The sequence below is a fragment of the Flavobacterium algoriphilum genome, assembly GCF_048158655.1.
Classification (GTDB): Bacteria; Bacteroidota; Bacteroidia; order Flavobacteriales; family Flavobacteriaceae; genus Flavobacterium; species Flavobacterium algoriphilum.
Genome location: NZ_JBLNKY010000002.1, coordinates 384,328 through 405,827, shown reverse-complemented (window position 1 = coordinate 405,827; position 21,500 = coordinate 384,328). Strand labels below are relative to the sequence as shown.

20 protein-coding genes and 2 pseudogenes are annotated in these 21,500 nt (G+C 33.5%); 15 read left to right on the top strand and 7 right to left on the bottom strand.

Going from position 1 to position 21,500, the window contains the following annotated elements; all coding sequences use genetic code 11:
• The first annotated feature begins 69 nt into the window (after positions 1-69).
• The 8 genes and pseudogenes from ACM55G_RS06655 to ACM55G_RS06625 all read left to right on the top strand — a co-directional run bounded on the left by ACM55G_RS06655 (position 70) and on the right by ACM55G_RS06625 (position 5,572).
• On the top strand, positions 70-678 hold the full coding sequence (locus tag ACM55G_RS06655; RefSeq protein ID WP_416843108.1) for a YkgJ family cysteine cluster protein: 609 nt from the start codon (positions 70-72) through the stop codon (positions 676-678).
• A gap of 99 nt (positions 679-777) precedes the next feature.
• A pseudogene (locus ACM55G_RS14925) lies at positions 778-834 on the top strand (hypothetical protein); the annotation flags it as partial.
• Positions 835-1,041: 207 nt separating this feature from the next.
• Complete coding sequence (locus tag ACM55G_RS06650; RefSeq protein WP_416843107.1) at positions 1,042-2,148, top strand: Gfo/Idh/MocA family protein; 1,107 nt, start codon at positions 1,042-1,044, stop codon at positions 2,146-2,148.
• A 105-nt stretch (positions 2,149-2,253) separates the two neighbouring features.
• Positions 2,254-2,565 (top strand): annotated as a pseudogene (locus ACM55G_RS06645) (dienelactone hydrolase family protein).
• A 434-nt stretch (positions 2,566-2,999) separates the two neighbouring features.
• Positions 3,000-3,752 (top strand): dienelactone hydrolase family protein, encoded by a 753-nt coding sequence (locus tag ACM55G_RS06640; protein WP_416843106.1) that lies wholly within the window; start codon positions 3,000-3,002, stop codon positions 3,750-3,752.
• 321 nt (positions 3,753-4,073) lie between these two features.
• Positions 4,074-4,658 (top strand): zeta toxin family protein, encoded by a 585-nt coding sequence (locus tag ACM55G_RS06635; protein WP_416843105.1) that lies wholly within the window; start codon positions 4,074-4,076, stop codon positions 4,656-4,658.
• Complete coding sequence (locus tag ACM55G_RS06630) at positions 4,645-4,791, top strand: hypothetical protein (RefSeq protein ID WP_416843104.1); 147 nt, start codon at positions 4,645-4,647, stop codon at positions 4,789-4,791. Before ACM55G_RS06635 ends, ACM55G_RS06630 begins: the two co-directional genes overlap by 14 nt.
• 424 nt (positions 4,792-5,215) lie before the next feature.
• Complete coding sequence (locus tag ACM55G_RS06625; RefSeq protein ID WP_416843103.1) at positions 5,216-5,572, top strand: hypothetical protein; 357 nt, start codon at positions 5,216-5,218, stop codon at positions 5,570-5,572.
• A gap of 172 nt (positions 5,573-5,744) precedes the next feature.
• On the opposite strand, the gene carB is transcribed toward ACM55G_RS06625, so the two are convergent.
• Together carB and rpmH are read right to left on the bottom strand one after the other, a co-directional pair.
• The gene (gene carB, locus ACM55G_RS06620; protein ID WP_416843102.1) at positions 5,745-8,597 is read right to left on the bottom strand and encodes a carbamoyl-phosphate synthase large subunit; all 2,853 of its coding nucleotides are present in this window, start codon (positions 8,595-8,597) and stop codon (positions 5,745-5,747) included.
• Between the two features lie 164 nt (positions 8,598-8,761).
• The gene (rpmH, locus tag ACM55G_RS06615; protein ID WP_007136275.1) at positions 8,762-8,923 is read right to left on the bottom strand and encodes a 50S ribosomal protein L34; all 162 of its coding nucleotides are present in this window, start codon (positions 8,921-8,923) and stop codon (positions 8,762-8,764) included.
• A 164-nt stretch (positions 8,924-9,087) separates the two neighbouring features.
• On the opposite strand from rpmH, the gene ACM55G_RS06610 reads away from it, so the two are divergent.
• Positions 9,088-9,603, top strand: coding sequence for a DUF2892 domain-containing protein (locus ACM55G_RS06610; protein WP_416843101.1), 516 nt, complete (start codon positions 9,088-9,090; stop codon positions 9,601-9,603).
• 224 nt (positions 9,604-9,827) lie between these two features.
• Here the strand turns inward: ACM55G_RS06610 and ACM55G_RS06605 are convergent, their stop codons facing one another.
• Together ACM55G_RS06605 and ACM55G_RS06600 are read right to left on the bottom strand one after the other, a co-directional pair.
• Positions 9,828-10,721, bottom strand: a complete 894-nt coding sequence (locus ACM55G_RS06605) for a lytic transglycosylase domain-containing protein (protein ID WP_416843100.1) — start codon at positions 10,719-10,721, stop codon at positions 9,828-9,830.
• Positions 10,722-10,751: 30 nt separating this feature from the next.
• The gene (locus ACM55G_RS06600; protein WP_416843099.1) at positions 10,752-11,435 is read right to left on the bottom strand and encodes an alpha/beta hydrolase family protein; all 684 of its coding nucleotides are present in this window, start codon (positions 11,433-11,435) and stop codon (positions 10,752-10,754) included.
• A gap of 443 nt (positions 11,436-11,878) precedes the next feature.
• Between ACM55G_RS06600 and ACM55G_RS06595 the strand changes: the two genes are divergently transcribed.
• Together ACM55G_RS06595 and ACM55G_RS06590 are read left to right on the top strand one after the other, a co-directional pair.
• Positions 11,879-12,013, top strand: coding sequence for a pirin family protein (locus tag ACM55G_RS06595; protein ID WP_416843201.1), 135 nt, complete (start codon positions 11,879-11,881; stop codon positions 12,011-12,013).
• 70 nt (positions 12,014-12,083) lie between these two features.
• Entirely contained in the window at positions 12,084-12,368 is a 285-nt protein-coding gene (locus ACM55G_RS06590) for a GNAT family N-acetyltransferase (RefSeq protein ID WP_416843200.1), read from the top strand.
• 75 nt (positions 12,369-12,443) lie between these two features.
• Here the strand turns inward: ACM55G_RS06590 and ACM55G_RS06585 are convergent, their stop codons facing one another.
• The 3 genes from ACM55G_RS06585 to ACM55G_RS06575 all read right to left on the bottom strand — a co-directional run bounded on the left by ACM55G_RS06585 (position 12,444) and on the right by ACM55G_RS06575 (position 15,870).
• Complete coding sequence (locus ACM55G_RS06585) at positions 12,444-14,081, bottom strand: ABC-F family ATP-binding cassette domain-containing protein (protein WP_416843098.1); 1,638 nt, start codon at positions 14,079-14,081, stop codon at positions 12,444-12,446.
• Positions 14,082-14,280: 199 nt separating this feature from the next.
• Positions 14,281-15,456, bottom strand: coding sequence for a GlmU family protein (locus ACM55G_RS06580; RefSeq protein WP_416843097.1), 1,176 nt, complete (start codon positions 15,454-15,456; stop codon positions 14,281-14,283).
• 162 nt (positions 15,457-15,618) lie between these two features.
• Positions 15,619-15,870, bottom strand: a complete 252-nt coding sequence (locus tag ACM55G_RS06575) for a type B 50S ribosomal protein L31 (protein WP_039109118.1) — start codon at positions 15,868-15,870, stop codon at positions 15,619-15,621.
• A 242-nt stretch (positions 15,871-16,112) separates the two neighbouring features.
• Between ACM55G_RS06575 and ACM55G_RS06570 the strand changes: the two genes are divergently transcribed.
• From ACM55G_RS06570 to ACM55G_RS06555, 4 genes are all read left to right on the top strand, one after another.
• Positions 16,113-16,646: a DUF4199 domain-containing protein gene (locus tag ACM55G_RS06570; RefSeq protein ID WP_416843096.1), complete on the top strand. Its 534-nt coding sequence runs from the start codon at positions 16,113-16,115 to the stop codon at positions 16,644-16,646.
• Between the two features lie 6 nt (positions 16,647-16,652).
• Positions 16,653-17,612: a glycosyltransferase family 2 protein gene (locus ACM55G_RS06565; protein WP_416843095.1), complete on the top strand. Its 960-nt coding sequence runs from the start codon at positions 16,653-16,655 to the stop codon at positions 17,610-17,612.
• A 284-nt stretch (positions 17,613-17,896) separates the two neighbouring features.
• Entirely contained in the window at positions 17,897-19,624 is a 1,728-nt protein-coding gene (locus tag ACM55G_RS06560) for a phospho-sugar mutase (protein WP_416843094.1), read from the top strand.
• Positions 19,624-21,453, top strand: coding sequence for an ABC transporter ATP-binding protein (locus ACM55G_RS06555; protein ID WP_416843093.1), 1,830 nt, complete (start codon positions 19,624-19,626; stop codon positions 21,451-21,453). The genes ACM55G_RS06560 and ACM55G_RS06555 overlap by 1 nt, the downstream gene beginning before the upstream one ends.
• Positions 21,454-21,500 lie beyond the last annotated feature (47 nt).

Genomic DNA, 21,500 nt, shown 5'->3' with positions numbered 1-21,500 from the left:
ACATAAGCAGTAAGAAAAACTGGATTATACTATTAACCCTTTTTAATAGACTACCTTACACAAAAATCAATGTCTATAGAACATAAGGTTCGAATGGTTGAAAAATTATTCGACCGTCTGGAAAATGAAATTAATGCTTTCCAATCAGAAACTAATTTATATTGTCGTACTGGTTGTGGCAAGTGCTGTTCCACTCCAGACATCGTTGCTTCCCCCTTGGAGTTTTTTCCATGGGCATTACATCTGTTTTTAAACGGTAAAGCCGAAGAAATGCTTATTGAATTAAATAACAAATTCGATAGCAACTGTCATTTATACCGACCAACTGATGTTTTGGACCGAAGCAACGGAAGCTGTAGCAACTATCGCTATCGCGGATTGATTTGCAGGCTTTTTGGGTATGCCGCCAGCAGGGACAAATATGGTAAACTGCGATTGGCTACTTGCAAAATAATCAAAGAAGAACAACAACAAAACTACAAGGATACTGAAGAAGCCATTAGCAAAGGATTATACGTGCCCATTTTTTCGGATTATTACATGCAACTTTCACAAATTGACAACAGACTAGCCATTACTTTACTCCCAATAAACGAAGCCTTGAAAATAGCCATTGAAGAAGTCTTGCATTATTATGCTTATAGACCGTTTCCCGATGGTGTCGAAAACATTGCTTAGAAAAAGTAATTTAACATTAAAACAAGGCAATTACTAATGATGCAAAAACAAGCGCTTTTTTTCCTAAATTAATTATTTGACCTATACGATGACTACGCACATAATAAAATAGAAAGAAGGCAATTTGTTGAAAAAGTTATCGCTATTAATATTTAAAAGTCCCGTAATTGGGGCTTTTTTAGCATTGATTGGAAACTATTTAAAAGGCATAAATTATAAATCTCCTTATAATAAATTTGGTTATATTTGAAAACACGAACTTAATGACGAAAGATTCTAACTATTTGCAAAAAAGAGTCGTGTGTATTTTATGAACAAGCAGTAATTTTAACAAAAATAATTTCAAATTAAACAATGCTACCTATGTCACAAAAATTTCTTTATGCTTTCTTCATAATTATAGTAACATCACTAAACGTTTTAGCTCAGAAAAAGCCGCTCAAAGTTGGAATTATTGGTCTCACGCATACCCACGTACATGGAATTCTGGGTCGCGAAAATCTTGGAGATATTCAAATTGTAGGGATAGTAGAACCTAATCGCGGTTTAGCACAACGATATTCCAAAGAACACAAATTCCCAATGAGTATTGTTTTTAATACGATTGAAGAAATGATTGATAAAACACATCCAGAGGCAGTTACTGCTTTCGGTACCATATATCAACATTTAGAAGTCGTTGAAGCTTGTGCTCCAAAGGGGATTCATGTAATGGTTGAAAAGCCATTGGCCGTGAGTCTGGAACATGCTAAAAAAATGGAAATGCTTGCTAAAAAGCATAACATTCACCTACTTACTAATTACGAAACCACTTGGTATCCTTCAAACTACAAAGCATATGATTTATTAAAAAAAGATAAAGTAGGCGATTTACGCAAAGTTATAATTCGTGATGGGCACAAAGGTCCTAAAAAAATTGGCGTTAATAGTGAGTTTTTAGAATGGTTAACGGATCCTGTTCAAAACGGAGGAGGTGCTATTATAGATTTTGGTTGTTATGGTGCAAATCTAATGACTTGGATAATGGAAGGCAAAAAACCAAATTCAGTAACTGCAATAACACAGCAACTACAGCCTGAAAATAATCCAAATGTGGATGACGAATCAACAATAATTTTAACGTATGACAATGCAAATGCATTAATTCAAGGATCCTGGAACTGGCCTATTGGAAGAAAAGATATGGAAATTTATGGTTTAAATGGAGCTATATATGCGGACAATAAAAGTAACTTGCGGGTGCGCATTGCCGATGGTTATGACGGATACAAAGAAGAATCATACCCGATTAAAGAATTAGAAGCACCTCGTAATGATCCCTTTTCCTTTTTAGCTGCTGTTGTAAGAAACGAAATCACCCTAAAACCTTACGAACTCTCCTCTTTGGAAAACAATATGATAGTTATGGAAATACTTGATGCTGCATTAAAAAGTGCTAAAACTAAAAGGACAATTGAAATCAATAAATAGAAACTGCATCCATAAGAAAGTGGAAATTCTTAATACTTTGAAATAAAAAATAATTATAGTTCACTAAATTGTCGAAAATGAAAACAGAGGACTGAAATTGCCAATATGATGGCGTTCAAGATTCCTACTTTAGCTGCGGCAGTTCCTTATTACGGCGGACAACCAACAGCCGAACAAGCAAAAAAAAAAATGTCCATCATGGCACACTATGCCAGTTTAGACACCAAAGTAAATGAGGGTTGACCCGCTTTTGAAGCTATCCTTAAAAGAACAAAGTAGAACATACAGCTTAATTTCTATCCCGGAGTGAATCATGGTTTTCATTATAACACCACACCCAGATACGACGAAGCAGCCGCAACCTTATCTTGGACAAGAACTATTGATTTTTTTAAGGATAAACTGAAGAAGAAATAAGTTTAGCATTTTGATATTTAAAAGTCCCGTGATTGGGACTTTTTTTGGGATTAGCTTGAACAATTTTTAAAGAAAATACTTAATAAATAATAAGAGAGTGGCAATTTGATTATATTTGAAAAGACGAATTTAATTACAAATAGTTTTAACTCTTTTAGCATTGATTATATTAGATTTAGCTATGAGCAATTTTAAAAGACCCAACAAAAAATGAAATATTGTCAAACATTATTATTCCTTTTTTTATCTCTTAATTTACTAGGACAATTTAACCCAAAACCAGAAAAATATCAACACTATTCAATAATTAAAAGAAAGACACTATCAATTTTCATTTATATTCAAATGATAAAATTGAGAATACAAATAGCATTTTACTTTTTCTACAGGGTTCTGGGCCAGAACCTTTTATGAATATTAAAAAAGAAGGCAAAATGACTTATATAAAAAGTCATATTCCTTTTGACTTAGAAAAAATACCCAAAAACTTCGTATTTGTTATATCAAAAAAAGGAATCCCTTTTTCAACAATAAATAGTGAATTTAAAGCTACAAAATTGTTTTATGAAAATGAATCTTTAGAATACAGGGCAAACCAAGCAAATGAAGTCCTTAAATATATAATAAGGAATTTAGTCAAAAAACCTAAAAAAATTATTGCAATTGGTCATTCTGAAGGAAGCGATGTTGCTGCTAAATTAGGTACAATAAATAAAGATTTAACTCATATTGGGTTTTGGTCAGGTGATGGAAACACTCAGTATTATGATTTCACACTTTTTATCAGAAAAGAGATTCAAAAAGGTACTTTAACAGAAAATCAAGGAAAAGTAAAAATGGACTCTTTATTAAATCAACTTAAAGAAATTGAAGTGGATGAAAACTCCATTAGTAAATTTTGGGAAGGGCATACATTTCGACGTTGGACAAAATTTTCTGAAGCAGCGATTGATAATTTACTGCAAATCAAAATCCCAATTTTTGTTACAGCTTGTGGAAAAGACGAATCTGTACCTATTGAATCTACCTATTTGATTCCAATTGAGTTCATCAGACATAAAAAAAACAATCTAACATTTAAAGTATATCCAGATTATGACCATTCATTTATCATTTGGCAAAAAAATAAACCCGAATATCATTGGATGGATGTATTTGAAGAATTTATGATGTGGACTAATGATTAATAAATATAGCCTGCTGGGTAGCAAAGTCACTCGCTCTATGAAGAGTTAGTCGGTTTACGCTGGGCAAATGTCTCCGACTTTGACCCCATAACGATAAGCCACTAACACACAAAAAACCCGAAATTTCGGGGCTTTTTACATATAACAAATTCAAGTTTTTATTTACTCAAATACATTTTCTTCTAGCGTACAATTCGTAGAAATGATTGTCTTTCAAGTCATCGATAAACAAGTTCTTTATCCAGTTGATTCATCTATAGATTAAGATGATGGAATAAAAACTAATAATTTTCAAACCTAAAATTATTTACCTTTGTATAAATGAATAAAAACCTTTACATTATTGCTGGTTGCAATGGAGCAGGAAAAACAACTGCTTCCTTTACTATTTTACCAGAAATTTTAAATTGCAAAGAATTTGTAAATGCAGATGAAATTGCCAAAGGATTATCGCCTTTTCAGCCTGAAAAAGTATCTTTTGAAGCAGGAAGAATAATGCTCAAACGAATTAACGAACTTCTGGAAACAAATCAAACCTTTGCTTTTGAAACTACTTTGGCAACCAAAAGTTATAAATCTAAAATTGCCGAAGCAAAAAAGCAAAAATATAACGTAACGTTGTTATTTTTTTGGTTAGAAACTGTTGATTTAGCTATAGAAAGAGTTAAAACTCGAGTCATTGAAGGAGGTCATAATATTGAAACCGAAGTCATAAAGCGTAGATACATCAATGGAATTAAAAACCTTTTTGAAATTTATCTTGAAATTGCAGATGAAGTACTTATTTTTGATAATTCATTTGGAGTACCAGAATTAATTGCAGAAAAATCTTTAGAAACTGAAATAAAAATTTTAAGCGAAACTAAATTCTATAACTTAAAAAAATATTGGAATGAAAGAGTATAAAAGATCTCAAAACCAACAAAAAATTGTTGATGGGATGAACAAAGTTTACGAGAAATTAATCGAATTCAAAAAGAGAACAAATAGTGAATTGGTTATTCTCAAGGATAATAAAATAGTTAGGGTAAAACCTTAAAACCACAAAAAAAAGCCCCAAACGGGGCTTTTTCAATATATAAACTCAAGCTTATTTACTCAAATACATTTTTCTTCTGGAGTACAATTCGTAGAATTGATCGTCTTTCAAGTCATCAATTTCGCAGCTCTTTCTACCTGAATAAAAATGACAATACCAATGCACAATGCTTTTTGAAATACTTATTAAGAAGGGTAACTGAAAAATGCGAAATTATATGAGTAGTAAGTTTCATGAAAAGTCAACCATAATAAATCTACTTGTTTTTTTATTCCAATTATTGAAAAATTAATTTATATAAAAATTAATTATATTTTCATAATTCACAGATAATCACCTCAACCATTAATATTTAGCTACATTTGAGAATTAATCCTTATTTAAACAAAAGGTGAAAATTCAACCCCAATTAAACAATTATTTTATGATCAAGAAACAAATTCTCGCATTTTTATTTATTGCGCTATCAATTGTAAGCTGTAGTAAAGACGAACCGACATCGACACCAGCAATTGCATTTACACAGGCAGAAGGAAAAGCTGTAAATGGAGAATATACTATTACAGGAACAATTACTTCTTCGGTAGCATTATTAAAGGTTATTCTTACGAAAGAAGGGGCTGCAACACCATTTATTGTTGATGACACAACAGCAAAAAATAAAAACAACTATCCTTACTCTTACCTAATTACTGGTATTACCAAGGACACTTACATTATGATTGATGTCTATGATCAAAACAACACAAAAACCTCTACGAGATTTTTAATCAGAGTTTAGTACTACTATTAATAACCAGAAAGCTCATTTTTACATTTGGGCTTTTTTTATCTTTAAATTTCAAAGGTGGTACGTACAAATAAATTATACTACCAAGTGGTCCTTTCAAACACACACACCCACAAAAAAAAGCCCCAAACGGGGCTTTTTCAATATCAATAAATTCAAGTTTTTATTTACTCAAATACATTTTTCTTCTAGAGTACAATTCGTAGAATTGATCGTCTTTCAAGTCATCAATAAACAAGATGCTTTCTCCTGTTGATTTCATTTCCGGTCCTAATGCTTTGTTCACATTATGGAATTTGCTGAAAGAGAAAACCGGTTGCTTGATAGCATATCCTTTCAACTGTGGGTTGAAAGTAAAATCGGTTACTTTATTGTGACCTAACATTACTTTAGTCGCATAGTTCACATAAGGTTCTCCATACGCTTTTGCAATAAATGGAACCGTACGAGACGCTCTAGGATTTGCTTCAATGATGTAAACGATATCATCTTTTATCGCAAACTGAATGTTGATTAAACCAACGGTTCTCAAAGCCAATGCAATATTTTTGGTATGGTCTTTTATTTGTTGCATTACAAATTCACCTAAGTTAAACGGTGGCAAAGTGGCGTTACTATCTCCAGAGTGTACTCCGCAAGGTTCGATATGCTCCATAATTCCTATGATGTATACATTCTCCCCATCGCAAATCGCATCCGCTTCCGCTTCAATCGCACCATCTAAATAATGGTCTAAAAGCAATTTATTTCCTGGAATCGTTTTCAATAAATTGATAACGTGTTCTTCTAATTCTTGTTTGTTGATGACAATTTTCATTCCCTGACCACCCAACACATACGAAGGACGAATCAATAATGGAAAGTCTAAAGTATCAGCCAAAGCAGAAGCTTCGTCCGCTGTTTCTGCAATTCCAAACTGTGGAAAAGGAATTTTTAAATCGGTTAACAATTCTGAGAAACGTCCTCTGTCTTCGGCTAAATCCAAAGCATCAAAACTCGTACCTATAATTTTAATACCGTATTTAGACAGTTTTTCGGCCAATTTCAAGGCCGTTTGCCCACCTAATTGTACGATAACGCCTTCCGGTTTCTCATGTTGAATAATATCGTAAATATGCTCCCAGAAAACCGGTTCGAAATACAATTTATCCGCTGTATCAAAATCAGTCGAAACTGTTTCTGGATTACAGTTGATCATAATCGTTTCATAACCACATTCTTTGGCGGCAAGCACCCCGTGAACACAAGAATAATCAAACTCGATTCCTTGTCCAATTCTATTTGGGCCTGACCCAAGAACAATTATTTTCTTTTTATCCGTTACTATACTTTCGTTATCAACGTAACGTGTTCCATCTGCTTTTTCAATTTCGGCTTCAAAAGTCGAGTAATAGTAAGGCGTTTTCGCTTTAAATTCGGCCGCACAAGTATCAACGAGTTTGAATACACGATTGATGTTCATTTCTGAACGTAAATTGTGAACTTGGCTTTCCAGGCAACCTACCATGTGCGCGATTTGTCTGTCGGCAAAACCTTTTTGTTTCGCTTCAAGCAACAATTCTCTTGGTAAAGATTCTACTTTATAGTTTGAAATTTCTTTTTCTAACGTATAAAGCTCTTCGTATTGTTTCAAGAACCACATATCGATTTTAGTGATTTCATGAATACGGCTCAATGGAATTCCCATCACGATAGCATCATAAATCACAAAAACACGATCCCAACTCGCAAAAGTCAGTTTCTCGATAATTTGTTCGTAGTTAGTATATCCTTTTCCGTCAGCACCCAGACCATTTCTTTTGATTTCCAATGATTGAGTCGCTTTGTGCAATGCTTCTTGGAACGAACGTCCAATTCCCATTACTTCCCCAACAGATTTCATTTGAAGTCCTAACGTTCTATCAGCTCCTTCAAATTTATCAAAGTTCCAACGAGGAATTTTCACAATCACATAATCCAAAGTTGGTTCGAATAAAGCCGAAGTCGATTTGGTAATTTGATTTTGTAATTCATCTAAATTGTAACCCAAAGCCAGTTTGGAAGCGATTTTTGCAATAGGATATCCCGTTGCTTTTGATGCCAAAGCAGAGGAACGAGACACACGAGGATTGATTTCAATCGCTACAATGTCTTCCTTATCGTCAGGAGAAACGGCAAACTGCACGTTACAACCTCCGGCAAAGTTTCCGATGCTTCTCATCATCAAGATTGCATAATCACGCATTCTTTGAAATGTCGTGTCCGATAATGTCATTGCTGGCGCAACAGTGATGGAATCTCCGGTATGAATTCCCATTGGATCCATATTTTCGATAGAACAGATAATCACAACATTATCGTTTTTATCTCTCAAAAGTTCCAATTCGTATTCTTTCCAACCCATTAAAGCCTTATCAATTAAAACTTCGTGAATGGGTGAAGCTTCTAAACCTCTGGTTAAAAGTTCATCAAAATCTTCTTTTTTATAAACGATAGCAGCTCCAGTTCCACCTAAAGTAAAGGACGGACGGATTACTAAAGGGAAACCAAATTCCTGAGCAATTTCTTTTCCTCTAAGATAAGAGGTACATATTTCTGCAGGGGCAGATGGAACTCCGATTTTTTTAAGAAGTTGTTTGAACTGCTCTCTGTCTTCGGTAATATTAATGGCATTGACATCAACACCTATCAATTTCACTCCGAAATCCTGCCAAATTCCTTTTTCATCCGCTTCCAAACACAAGTTTAACGCCGTTTGTCCACCCATAGTAGGCAAAACAGCATCAATTTGAGGATGTGCTTTCAGGATTTCAATAATGGATTTAGTTGTTAATGGCTTCAAGTAGACATGATCGGCCATAGTTGGGTCGGTCATAATCGTAGCCGGATTGGAGTTGATTAGAATCACTTCAATTCCTTCCTCACGAATAGAACGTGCAGATTGTGATCCTGCATAATCAAATTCGCATGCTTGACCAATAACAATTGGGCCTGAACCTATTATTAAAACTGATTTTATGGATGTATCTTTTGGCATTGTATTATAATTGTAGTTAGTTTTTTTGTTTAAAATTTAAGGTTTAAGGTCAGTTGCACAACATTAAACCTTTAAACATTAAACTTTTAATCTTATTTTAACGATAAGGTATAAAAAAAGGCGATACTAAAAAAAGTAACGCCTTATATATGTTTATAAAAACATTATTTTTTGTGTCTTGGTTCACAAGAAACAGTCAATTTATGTCTTCCTTTAGCTCTTCTACGCGCTAGAACTTTTCTTCCATTAGCAGAAGCCATTCTGTCCATAAATCCGTGCTTATTTCTTCTTTTTCTTTTCGATGGTTGAAACGTTCTTTTGCTCATTGCTTTGTATCTTTAAATCTTATTTATATGTCTTCCTATTTTTAGAACAACTGTTATTCTAAAACCGAGTGCAAATATACAAAGACTTTTTTTTCTCACAAGCAGTTTTGTAAAAATATTTTCAATTCCTTTTACTATATTTGTGATCTTAAAATAAACACACTATGTTTCACAGAAATATTAAACTTATTATCGCCGGACTTATTATAGCTACTGGCATTTGGCAATTTACAGAAGGAAATATCGGTAATGGAATATTCCTTATTTTATTGAGTGCAATTCCTATTTTTCTGTACTTCAAAAACGAATTCATCTTACTTGCCTTCTTAAAACTAAGAAAACAGGATTTTGAAGGCGCTAAAAAATGGTTGACTTACATCAAAAACCCCGAAACTGCGTTAGTACAAAAACAACAAGGATACTTTAATTACTTACACGGAATCATGCTTTCGCAAACGAATATCAATCAAGCAGAGAAATATTTCAAGAAAGCAATTGAGTTAGGATTATCAATGGATATGGATTTGGCTGTAGCCAAATTAAATTTAGCCGGAGTTGCCATGACACGTCGCCGAAAATTAGAAGCTACTTCTCTATTAAATGAAGCCAAAAAATTAGACAAACAGAATATGTTGAAAGATCAGATTACGATGATGAAAGATCAAATGAAAAAAATATAATTATATTCAACTATTGAAAAAGGGTCAAATGATACACATTTGACCTTTTTTTATTTCGTTCAATCCTGCTTTGAAAGAACAAAAATTACTCTACATTTCAAATCAACCACATAAGAAATATAAGTTCATTTAAACATTTGTGCATTTTAGTTTAAGACTAACACCATATATTTTCCCGTTTGCCTTATATTTTCTTAAATATCTTATATGGTTTAAAAAAACAGCTAATATCCATTTAAAGGAATTTCGATTTGGTATTTTTTACCGGTATCATTTATTAATTTCGTTTCCCTTAACCAAGGATTGTGTATTTTCAAAATCTTATAGTTAATTCCCTGGCTTTTTGCAAAATCAGCCAAATCAGTAATCGAACTGTCAATTTCGATTTTCTTAGTTGGTAACGTTACATATAAATCTTTCGAAGCAATTGAAAACCCATATTTTACGGGGTTTTTCATGATCTCTTTCAATGCTAAAATTCTAAAAACATAGCGAGACGTTTCTTCCGTCAGCAACAAATCATAATAATTAGATACTTTTTGAATGTCGATTTGTTTATTCACACCCGTCATTCCGCCATTATAGGAAGCTGCCGCCAAAGTCCAACTGCCAAATTTTCCTTTGGCACTCAAAAGATAACTGCAAGCTGCTTCTGTAGATTTTTCTAAATCATAGCGTTCATCAACATTTTCATTGACTTCCATTTTTCTTTCTTTGGCTGTCTCAGGCATAAATTGCCAAACACCTCTTGCTCCTGCTGGTGAAACGACATTCACTAGACCACTCTCTATAACTGCCAGATATTTAAAATCATCCGGAATCCCATTCTTTTTCAAAATAGGTTCAATCACAGGAAATGCACGATTGGCTCTTTTTATAGCCAAAATAGTCGACGCATGCAGGTTTACATTTACCAGTAATTCCCTGTCCAAACGTTCTTTAACATCGGATATTTTTAATGGTGTTTCTTCCCCTGCAAAATCCATTAGTACAGGAAAAATCGACACTGATTCTCTTTTTAAATCTTTAACTTCGTCCGGATTTGCAGCAGCAAAAATAAATATCCCACTAGCAACAACTACGGTAAAGAGTAGCGTAATCTTATTTATCAATTTCATATTTCTGTTTTTTTTAAGTCTTTCGTTTGCTTACAAAAGCACCTTTGCTTCCTTTTCTGTTTTTAATATAATGGAAGGCAAATTTTCATTCAACCATTTGTACTTATTCAAAATCATAATATGCGTCCCTCCTTTAACAACGACACAATTTTTAATATTTTTTATAGGAAAAACATCATCCATATCTCCATGAATATGAATTACGTTTTCATCAACAACCGTTCTATCCCAAAGAACAACTTGTTCAACTGCCCAGTTCAAATACCTAATATCCCGAACCGAAAGAAATTTTTCATACAATTTCAATCTTTGATTCACTTTTTCTCCAAAGGAAAATTTAGCCAAACTCTCCATATTTAAAATTAGATTCATCGGAATCAGTTTATAGGCTTTAGTGGTTTTGGCAATTTTTAATCTGCGGGGAAATTCCAAATTACTTTTCACACTAGAAATAATAATTACTTTTCTTGCTTTGATGTATTTTGCCATTTCCTGAACTAAAATACCCCCAAAGGAAACCCCAATCAAAACGGGATTTGGATGTTTAATTTTCTCGGCAATCCGCTTTCCATAATTCGTTAAAGATTCATTATTCAACGGAATTTCCCATTCTAATAAATGCGTTTCAAAAGTATCCTCCGGAAGCGCAATTCGTTCAAAAATTGCAGTACTTGCCGCTAATCCTGGCATTAGATAAACTGGGATTTTACTCATAATGATTTTAATAATTTTACAACCGCATTCCACTTTTTTATAACGATTTTTTATAAAAATAATTTTTTTATCGGAAACTACCCGAATTCCCTCCTTATATTATCAATAATTTATGACTACACAACTATTCGAATCGGACACAAGAGACAAGCCAATTTCTCCTTTTCATTTGGAAATTATTACAATTTGAAGCACCAACACTTTGGATAGTTAGGCATTTTTAATGCATGCCGACCAAAAAGACCAAAACAGCACAATTATGGACATTCCCTGACAAAGAAGCGGTTACACCAAGATATGACCAAAAATGATTTGATATTGAGAATCAAATCTATACCTTTGTAGATATTGTTCGAGAAATATAGTAATGACGGAAATGCGCTTTGGGTTTACCAGAAAACCTTTTTTCATTTAGGAATTTTCGATAGCAATACCACTATGCCATACGAATTAAAATTCCTCAAAACGGAGTTTGTTTATTTTTAATTAAAGGCGAAATAAAAGTTTATAATCAAATTTTGAAGGCAAGAGATGCCATGGGAATAACTTTTTCGATCAATTTGAAATCAAGCTTATAACCAAATCAAAAATAATTTTGGTAGAAGTGCCAATGAATCACATTAAATTATTATGGAAGCAGCAATCACTATGGAAATCAAGGACAATACTTTTGCCAGACAATTTGAAACTATAGTTGACGAAGGATTAGTTTCTGTTGAATATTCGTTTCAAGAGAAAAAAATATTTTTAACAAAAATAAATGTTCCTGATTTATACGATGACGAGGAATTCATTTCTAATTTTCTAAAAAACATCATGGAAATTGCGATTGAACGAAAATTCAAAGTCGTCCCAATCCTTCCTAAAATAGTGTTATTTTTCAAAAAAAACACTATTTACAAAGAGTTACTTCCTCCTGGAATACGATTATAAGAAAAGAGGCGTCCGAAAATTACTTTTCGGACGCCTCTTTTTTATTTCCGAAGTGTTTCGTCTTAAAACTGAATACTACTTCTTCTCTATCTCTCTCATGCTGTCCATTTTTTTATTTGCCAAGAAACCTGTAATATCTTCAAAATGTTCCACTACTCTTTTGTTTCCAAATTCAAAAACCTTAGTCGCTAATCCATCCAAGAAATCCCTATCGTGAGAAACCAAAATTAATGTTCCATCAAAATCACGTAGCGCTTCCTTGATAATGTCTTTGGTTTTCATATCCAAGTGATTTGAAGGCTCATCCAGGATCAATAAATTTACCGGTTCCAATAATAATTTTATCATTGCCAAACGGGTTTTCTCTCCACCGGAAAGCACTTTTACTTTCTTGGTTACATCATCACCGTGAAACATGAAAGCTCCCAAAATATCTTTAATTTTAGTTCGAACCTCACCCACGGCAATATCATCTATAGTTTCAAAAATAGTGGCATTTTCATTTAATAAAGAAGCTTGGTTTTGGGCAAAATAACCAATTTGTGCATTGTGACCGATCTCTAGACTTCCACCATCAATCTCAATTTGCTTCATGATTGCTTTAATCATCGTCGATTTTCCTTCGCCATTTTTTCCTACGAAAGCTACTTTCTCCCCTCTTTCGATAACAACATTAGCATCTTTAAAAACAACATGCTCGCCGTATGATTTGGACAAATCTTTTACAATCACAGGATATTGTCCAGAACGTACTGCAGCAGGAAACTTTAATTTTAATGCCGAAGTATCTACTTCGTCAACCTGTACAATGACCAATTTCTCTAACATCTTAACTCGGGATTGAACGGCATCTGTTTTAGAAAACGTCCCTTTAAAACGGTCAATAAAAGTCCTATTATCCGCAATCATTCGTTGTTGCTCATCGTATGCTTTTTGTTGGTGAACTCTCCTATCTTTTCTCAGTTCTAAATAATGAGAATATTTAGCTTTATAATCATAAATACGCCCCATGGTAACCTCGATGGTACGATTGGTAATATTATCTACAAACGCTCTATCGTGAGAAATCACTACTACCGCTTTGGCTGAATTAATCAAGAAATCCTCTAACCATTGAATACTTTCAATATCCATGTGATTGGTAGGCTCATCCAGTAAAATTAAGTCTGGTTTTTGCAAAAGGATTTTGGCCAGTTCTATTCGCATTCTCCATCCTCCAGAAAACTCCGAAGTTTGACGGCTAAAATCTTCGCGAACAAATCCCAAACCAATTAGAATTTTTTCTACTTCAGCTTCATAATTTATTTCTTCAATAGCATAAAATTTCTCGCTTAAATCAGAAACTCTCTCGATCAATTTCATGTATGCATCACTTTCATAATCCGTACGAATTGTCAATTGCTCATTGATTTCATCGATCTCTGCTTTCATTCCAAAAACTTCACCAAAAGCTTTAGAAGTTTCTTCCATAACCGTTGCGCCATCAGTTGTCAATAAATGCTGGGGCAAATATGCTACAACAGCATCTTTTGGTGCCGAAATATTCCCGGTTGAAGGCTTACTTTGTCCCGCAATAATTTTAAGAAGCGTCGATTTTCCTGCTCCATTTTTACCCATAAGGGCAATTTTATCATTTTCATTTATGGCAAAAGAAACATCACTAAAAAGTGTTGTGCCACCAAATTGCACGGAAATATCGTTAACTGTAATCATTTATTTTTGTTTAAAGTTTAATGTCAAAATGTTTAAAGTTGTCATTTGCACTTTGAACATTTTTTTGAAAGTGCAAAGATAGATTAAATTGATAATTAGACAATTTGGAAAAGGGATTATAAGAAATTATTATTTCAAATTTCTTATAATCCCTTTTCAGATCCATACATTTCAGTCTTTCAAATGATTTTATGTCGTATTACTCTTTCCTCCACTTTTTAGATTCCTCAAAGACATGTTCTAAAATCGCAGCTTCTCTTTCATCAAAGTCAACATTTCTGCGAGCCATAACTAATCGAGCCGTTTCAAACGCTTTTTTGGTCACATACGTAGTAAAACCAGAAGCACCTCCCCAAGAAAAACTCGGTATAAAATTGCGCGGAAATCCACTGCCAAAAATATTAGCGCTAACTCCTACTACTGTCCCCGTATTAAACATCGTATTAATTCCGCATTTACTGTGATCTCCCATCATCAATCCACAAAACTGAAGTCCTGTTTTGGCAAAACCTTCGGTTTCATAACTCCACAATTTCACTTCTTCGTAATTATTTTTTAGGTTCGAATTATTACTGTCGGCACCTATGTTACACCATTCTCCAAGAACGGAATTTCCTAAAAACCCATCATGTCCTTTATTAGAATAACCAAACAATACCGAATTATTAACTTCTCCTCCAATTCTGGAATGCGGACCAACAGTTGTAGCGCCATACACTTTGGAAGCCATTTTTACAACTGCATTTTCGCACAAGGCAAAAGGACCTCGGATTACGGAACCTTCCATAATTTCGGAATCTTTACCTATGTATATCGGTCCCATTGAAGCATTTAAAGTCACAAATTCTAACTTTGCCCCTTCTTCAATAAATATATTTTCCGGTGCGATGACATTGACACTTTTAGGAATGGGTTGTGATTTTCTATCTTCGGTTAAGAATTCAAAATCCTCTCGAATTGCTGCATCGTTTTTGGAAAAAATATCCCATGTATGCTCTACCGTTAAGCAATCGTCTTGATATTCTATAATTTCATAGGTATCAAAATCGACTTCTTCCTGGTTTTCGTTGGTATGAAAAGCAATTACTTCATCTCCTTTGAAGATAGCCTGATTCGACTCCAAATTACTGACCATTTCTACCAAAACATCGTTAGGCAGAAAAGAGGCATTTATCATTACATTTTCTTCTAGTTCTACCATTGGATATTTTTCAGACAAATATTCTTCTGTCAATGTTGTCGTAGTGGAACCCAAACGCATTTCCCATTTTTGACGAATGGTCATTATCCCAATAAGAATATCAGCAACTGGACGCGTGAAAGTAAAAGGCAATAATGCATTTCGTGAAGGACCGTCAAAAAGTATGTAATTCATAAATTTTTTTTATTTGTTGATTCGGTTATTGGTTGATTCAAAAATTAATTTTAGTCTACCGTTATAATACTATTGGGCCAAAGTTACAAAGTTTTCAAATAGATAAAAATAAAAAAAGCCCTCCGAAAGGAAGGCTTCAATTTATTTAAAAACAAGTTAAAATTATTTAACGTGTTTAGCGTATTTAGTTTTGAATTTATCAATACGTCCTGCAGTATCGATAAGTTTAGATTTACCTGTGTAAAAAGGGTGAGAAGTTCTAGAGATCTCCATTTTTACAACTGGGTATTCAACACCGTCAACTGTTAATGTTTCTCTTGTATCTGCAGTAGATTTAGTAATAAAAACTTCGTCATTTGACATGTCTTTAAATGCAACTAATCTGTAATTTTCTGGGTGAATTCCTTTTTTCATCTTGTTAATCTTTTTTTATTTGTTAATTATAACTTGTCTTGAAGCTTTTCTTCTAACAGAAAAGGTATAAACTCCTTATAACTTTTTGTTTTACAATATTATTTTGAGTTTGCAAATTTACAATTTTTTTCCAATAATCAAATATTTGCTTGACTTTTTTTATATAATCGTAAAAAGCGATTTTTATCCCCGAATATATTGGGAATTGCTATATTTGTGGATTAATAAATAAACAGCTACTAATGGTTAATGAAATTATAAAAAGAAACGGAATCACATTTGGGATAATCACGGGAATAATATTATCATTAATCACTACTTTAATGTATGCAATAGACATAAAACTATTCATCGCCTGGTGGACCACACTTTTAAGTTTTTCTGTTTTTATCATTGTTCCAATTGTATCGCTTTCTAAAACAAAAAAAGAATTAAATGATATTTTTCCTTTTAAAGAAGCCTTTACTACCTATTTTATTACCGCAGTAATTGGCGTGATTATTTCTGTCGCTTTCAAAATCATTTTGTTCAATTTCATAGATCCTTCAGTAAAAGCTACGCTCCTGGATTTAACGATAAAATATTTGATTAATACTTCCGAAAAATTTGGCGTAGCGGCTTCCTCTTTAAAGGAAACCATTTCGAAGTTAAGAGAAACGGATCCTTATTCCATAGTTGAACAACTAAAAGGATCTATTTTCAATATGTTTTTTTGCGCCATATTAGGATTGATCATGGCAGCATTTTTTAAAAGTAAATCTCCATCACAAGAATAAACAGTAATGAATTTATCTATACTCATCCCCCTTCTCAACGAAGAGGAATCACTTAAAGAACTTTATACTTGGATCATTAAAGTGATGCAATCGAATAATTACACCTACGAGATCATTTTTCTGGATGACGGAAGCACGGATAATTCTTGGAATATTATCGAAGAATTTGCAAATGAAAATCCTCATGTAAAAGGTGTTCGTTTCATGAAAAACTTTGGAAAATCGCAAGCGTTACATGCTGGTTTTGCAAAAGCCAAAGGGGATGTGATTATTACCATGGACGCCGATTTACAAGATAGCCCTGAAGAAATTCCCGGATTGTATGAAATGATTGTGAAAGGTAAATATGATTTGGTATCCGGCTGGAAAAAGAAACGTTACGATTCTGTAGTTGCCAAAAATTTACCTTCAAAATTATTCAATTGGGCTGCCAGAAAAACATCGGGAGTTGAGCTGAATGATTTTAATTGTGGCCTAAAAGCCTACAAAAATGTGGTGGTAAAAAATATTGAAGTTTCGGGTGAAATGCACCGATACATTCCGGTTTTGGCAAAAAACGCCGGTTTTGGAAAAATTGGCGAAAAAGTGGTACAGCATCAAGCCAGAAAATATGGCGAAACTAAATTTGGAATGGAACGTTTCATCAATGGTTTCCTGGATTTAATTACCATTTGGTTTCTTTCCCGTTTTGGAAAAAGACCGATGCATTTATTCGGGGCCATGGGATCATTAATGTTTATTATTGGTTTTATGCTTGCTGGATATATTGGTGTTTCAAAACTATACCATATGTATAACGGCATGAATTATAACTTAGTGACTACAAATCCTTGGTTTTATATTGCGCTTACGACGATGGTATTGGGAACACAATTATTTTTGGCTGGATTTCTTGGCGAAATAATTTTGCGTACCAAAAACAACGAAGAGCGTTATAAAGTTTCAAGTGAGGTTAATTTTTTATAATTTTAAATCCTCAACCCAACCCTCTTCAAAGGAAAGGGATACGAAACCGAAAAACTTTTATGAATGCTCATTGATACAATATAAACGCAACTAGCCCTGATTACTTCACTTGACTTTTATTTTAATAGGAGTTCAGTGAATTTCATTTGAAGCGGCATCCTTTTTCTTTTTTTTCAAAAAAAAAAGAAAAAGATACAGCGAATAGCAGGAAACAGCTCCAAAAAATAAAAGTAACGATATTGAAATTTTAAGCTAAGAATTTAGAAACTAAAAAACATATAAAAATGGACATCAAACAAAACATTTTGGATGCCGTAAATGAATGGCTAACCCCAACATTTGACACAGCAACACAGGAAGCTATTAAGGAATTGATGACTACATCGCCTAAAGATCTGGAAGAAAGTTTTTATAAAAATCTTGAATTTGGAACGGGTGGAATGCGCGGTGTCATGGGCGTAGGAAACAATCGCATCAATAAATACACCCTTGGAAAAAGCACACAAGGACTTTCTGATTATTTGCATACGGCATTTCCTAATCAGCCTTTGAAAGCAGTTATCGCTTACGATTGTCGTCATAATAGTGATACATTGGCCAAAGTAGTTGCTGATGTTTTCTCAGCGAATGGTATTCATGTTTATTTGTTTTCTAGTTTGAGACCAACCCCAGAATTATCATTTGCCCTTAAATATTTAGGTTGCCAATGCGGAATAGTCCTTACGGCTTCGCACAATCCACCAGAATATAATGGTTATAAAGTGTACTGGGAAGATGGCGGACAAATTGTTCCACCGGAAGATGAGGGAATCATCAATGTGATTGAAAATTTAAATTACGACCAAATCAAATTTACTGCAAATGAAGATTTGATAGAATATATAGACACCGAAGTAGATCAGGCTTTTATTAAATCATCGATTGAAAATGCCAGTTTCAATACTCCGGCTGCAGCCAAAGAAAATCTAAATATTGTTTTTACTTCGTTACACGGAACTTCAATAACACTGGTTCCAGATACATTATCACAAGCGGGTTACACGAATGTGCATATTGTTGAAGAACAAAGAATCCCTAATGGTGATTTCCCAACGGTAAAATCTCCTAATCCTGAAGAGCCGGAAGCATTGGCAATGGCCTTGGCATTAGCGGATAAAACCAATTCTGATATTGTAATAGGTACCGATCCTGATTGTGACCGATTGGGTGTTGCTGTTCGAAATAATGAAGGGCAAATGACTTTGTTAAATGGAAATCAGACTATGATTTTGATGACCGCTTTCTTATTGGAAGAATGGAAAAAAGCTGGCAAAATCAATGGAAAACAATTTGTGGGTTCAACTATAGTTTCGACACCTATGATTATGGAATTGGCTACTGCTTATGACGTACAATGTAAAGTGGGTCTGACCGGTTTTAAATGGATTGCCAAAATGATAAAAGATTTTCCTGAACTCCAATTCATTGGTGGTGGAGAAGAAAGTTTTGGATATATGGTCGGCGATGCGGTTCGCGATAAAGATGCCGTAGCTGCGACTTTATTAATTTGCGAAGTAGCAGCTCAGGCCAAAGCCAAAGGCAGCACCGTTTATAAAGAATTATTAAAACTTTATGTAGCACACGGTTTTTATAAAGAACATCTGATTTCTATTACTAAAAAAGGAATGGAAGGCTTAGTCGAAATCAATCAAATGATGATTTCTTTACGTGAAAATCCTGTAAAAGAAATTAACGGACAAAGAGTAATCATGTTAGAAGATTATAAATCATCTGTTGCTAAAAACTTACTCACTGGTGAAGAAGAAATCATAGCTATGCCAAAAGCTGATGTATTGATTTATTATACGGAAGACGGTTCTAAAATTTGTGCAAGACCAAGTGGTACGGAACCTAAAATAAAATTCTACATCAGCGTGAACGCTGAATTGGATTCAATTGAGAATTTCACGAAAGTGGAAGCTGATTTAAATGAAAAAATAAAAAATATTATTATTGCAATGCAATTGAACTAATGGACAAAAGCTTATTAAAATTAATTCCTTATACAAAACCTTATAAGTCTCATATTATCTGGAATGTGGTATACAATGTTCTGTATGCTTTGTTTAGCACTATTTCTATGCTAACACTGCTTCCTGTTCTTGAAGTGCTGTTTGGTAAAACCAAAACAATAGAAAAAGAACCTATATATACGGGAGTAGGAGATATAAAACAGTTTGGTTCCGATTTTATGTATTATAAAATTTCAGAATTAACAAAAGAAAATAGTATTCAAGTTGCGCTGTTATTTGTTGTTTTAATGGTTATCACAACATTCTTATTCAAAAATTTATTTAATTATCTTGCTTCGCATCACATCATGCACCTCAAGAATGGGGTTTTAAGAGATTTGAGAAAATCAATGTATAATAAAATAATAGAATTACCCATTTCCTATTATTCTGAAAAAAGAAAAGGGGATATTATGGCTCGAATGCTTGGCGATGTCAATGAAGTCCAAAATTCCTTTTTTTCTATATTAGAACTTGTCGTAAAAGAACCGTTAACGATTGTTTTTGCATTAGTAACCATGTTTTTTATAAGCACGAAACTGACTTTATTTGTTTTGATTTTCATCCCGATTTCCGGATTAATCATTTCTAAAATAGCTAAAAATTTGAGAGCCAAATCGTTACAGGCACAACAAGAAAGTGGTTTCCTAATTTCTATCGTCGATGAAAGTCTGAGCGGATTGAAAGTGATAAAGAGTTACAATGCAGAGACTAATTTTAAAAACAGATTTAATGATTCGGTAACCCGATTGTTGAATTTATCAAACAGCATCGGAAGCAAAAATAATCTAGCAACTCCATTAAGTGAATTTCTGGGTATCACAACAATTTCAGTCTTACTTTTTTATGGTGGGAATTTGGTGTTAGTAGAAAAAACATTAGAAGGCTCTGCCTTTATTGTTTATCTGACATTAGCTTTCAATATTCTTACGCCTGCCAAAGCCATTTCTAAAGCTTCTTATTCCGTAAAAAATGGATTAGCAGCCGCAGAGCGAGTTTTTGAAGTTTTAGAAGTCAAAAACGAAATCACGTCAAAAGAAAATGCGATTGACAAAAACACTTTTGATTCTACTATCACAATCCATAATATCAACTTTAAATACGAAGATGAAGCTGTTCTAAAAGACTTTTCATTGGAAGTAAAAAAAGGACAAACTGTGGCTCTTGTGGGACAATCCGGAAGCGGAAAAAGTACCATTGCCAATTTGCTTACCCGTTTTTATGATGTTAATGAAGGAACAATTTGTATCGATGGAATTGACATCAAAGACATGAATATCCATTCCCTTCGTGATTTAATGGGACTGGTAACTCAAGACAGTATTTTATTTAATGATACCATAAAAGCAAATATTTCATTAGGAAAATTAGATGCAACTGATCAAGAAATAATTGAAGCCTTGAAAATTGCCAATGCGTATGAATTTGTAAAAGATTTAACGCTGGGAATTCATACTAATATTGGCGACAGCGGAAACAAGCTTTCTGGTGGTCAAAAACAACGATTGTCTATTGCGAGAGCCGTTTTGAAAAATCCTCCGATTATGATCCTCGATGAAGCGACTTCTGCATTGGATACCGAAAGCGAAAAATTTGTACAAATCGCTCTGGAAAACATGATGCAAAACAGAACCTCTATTGTAATTGCTCACCGTTTATCCACTATTCAAAAAGCCGATTTAATTGTAGTAATGAAAAAAGGAAAAATTGTAGAACAAGGAAAACATGAGGAATTAATTGCTATGGACGGCACATATAACAAATTAGTAACCCTACAATCTTTTGAATGATGATTTAAAATTAGTAGTTTTATGTTCAATTGTGTATTAAATCTAAA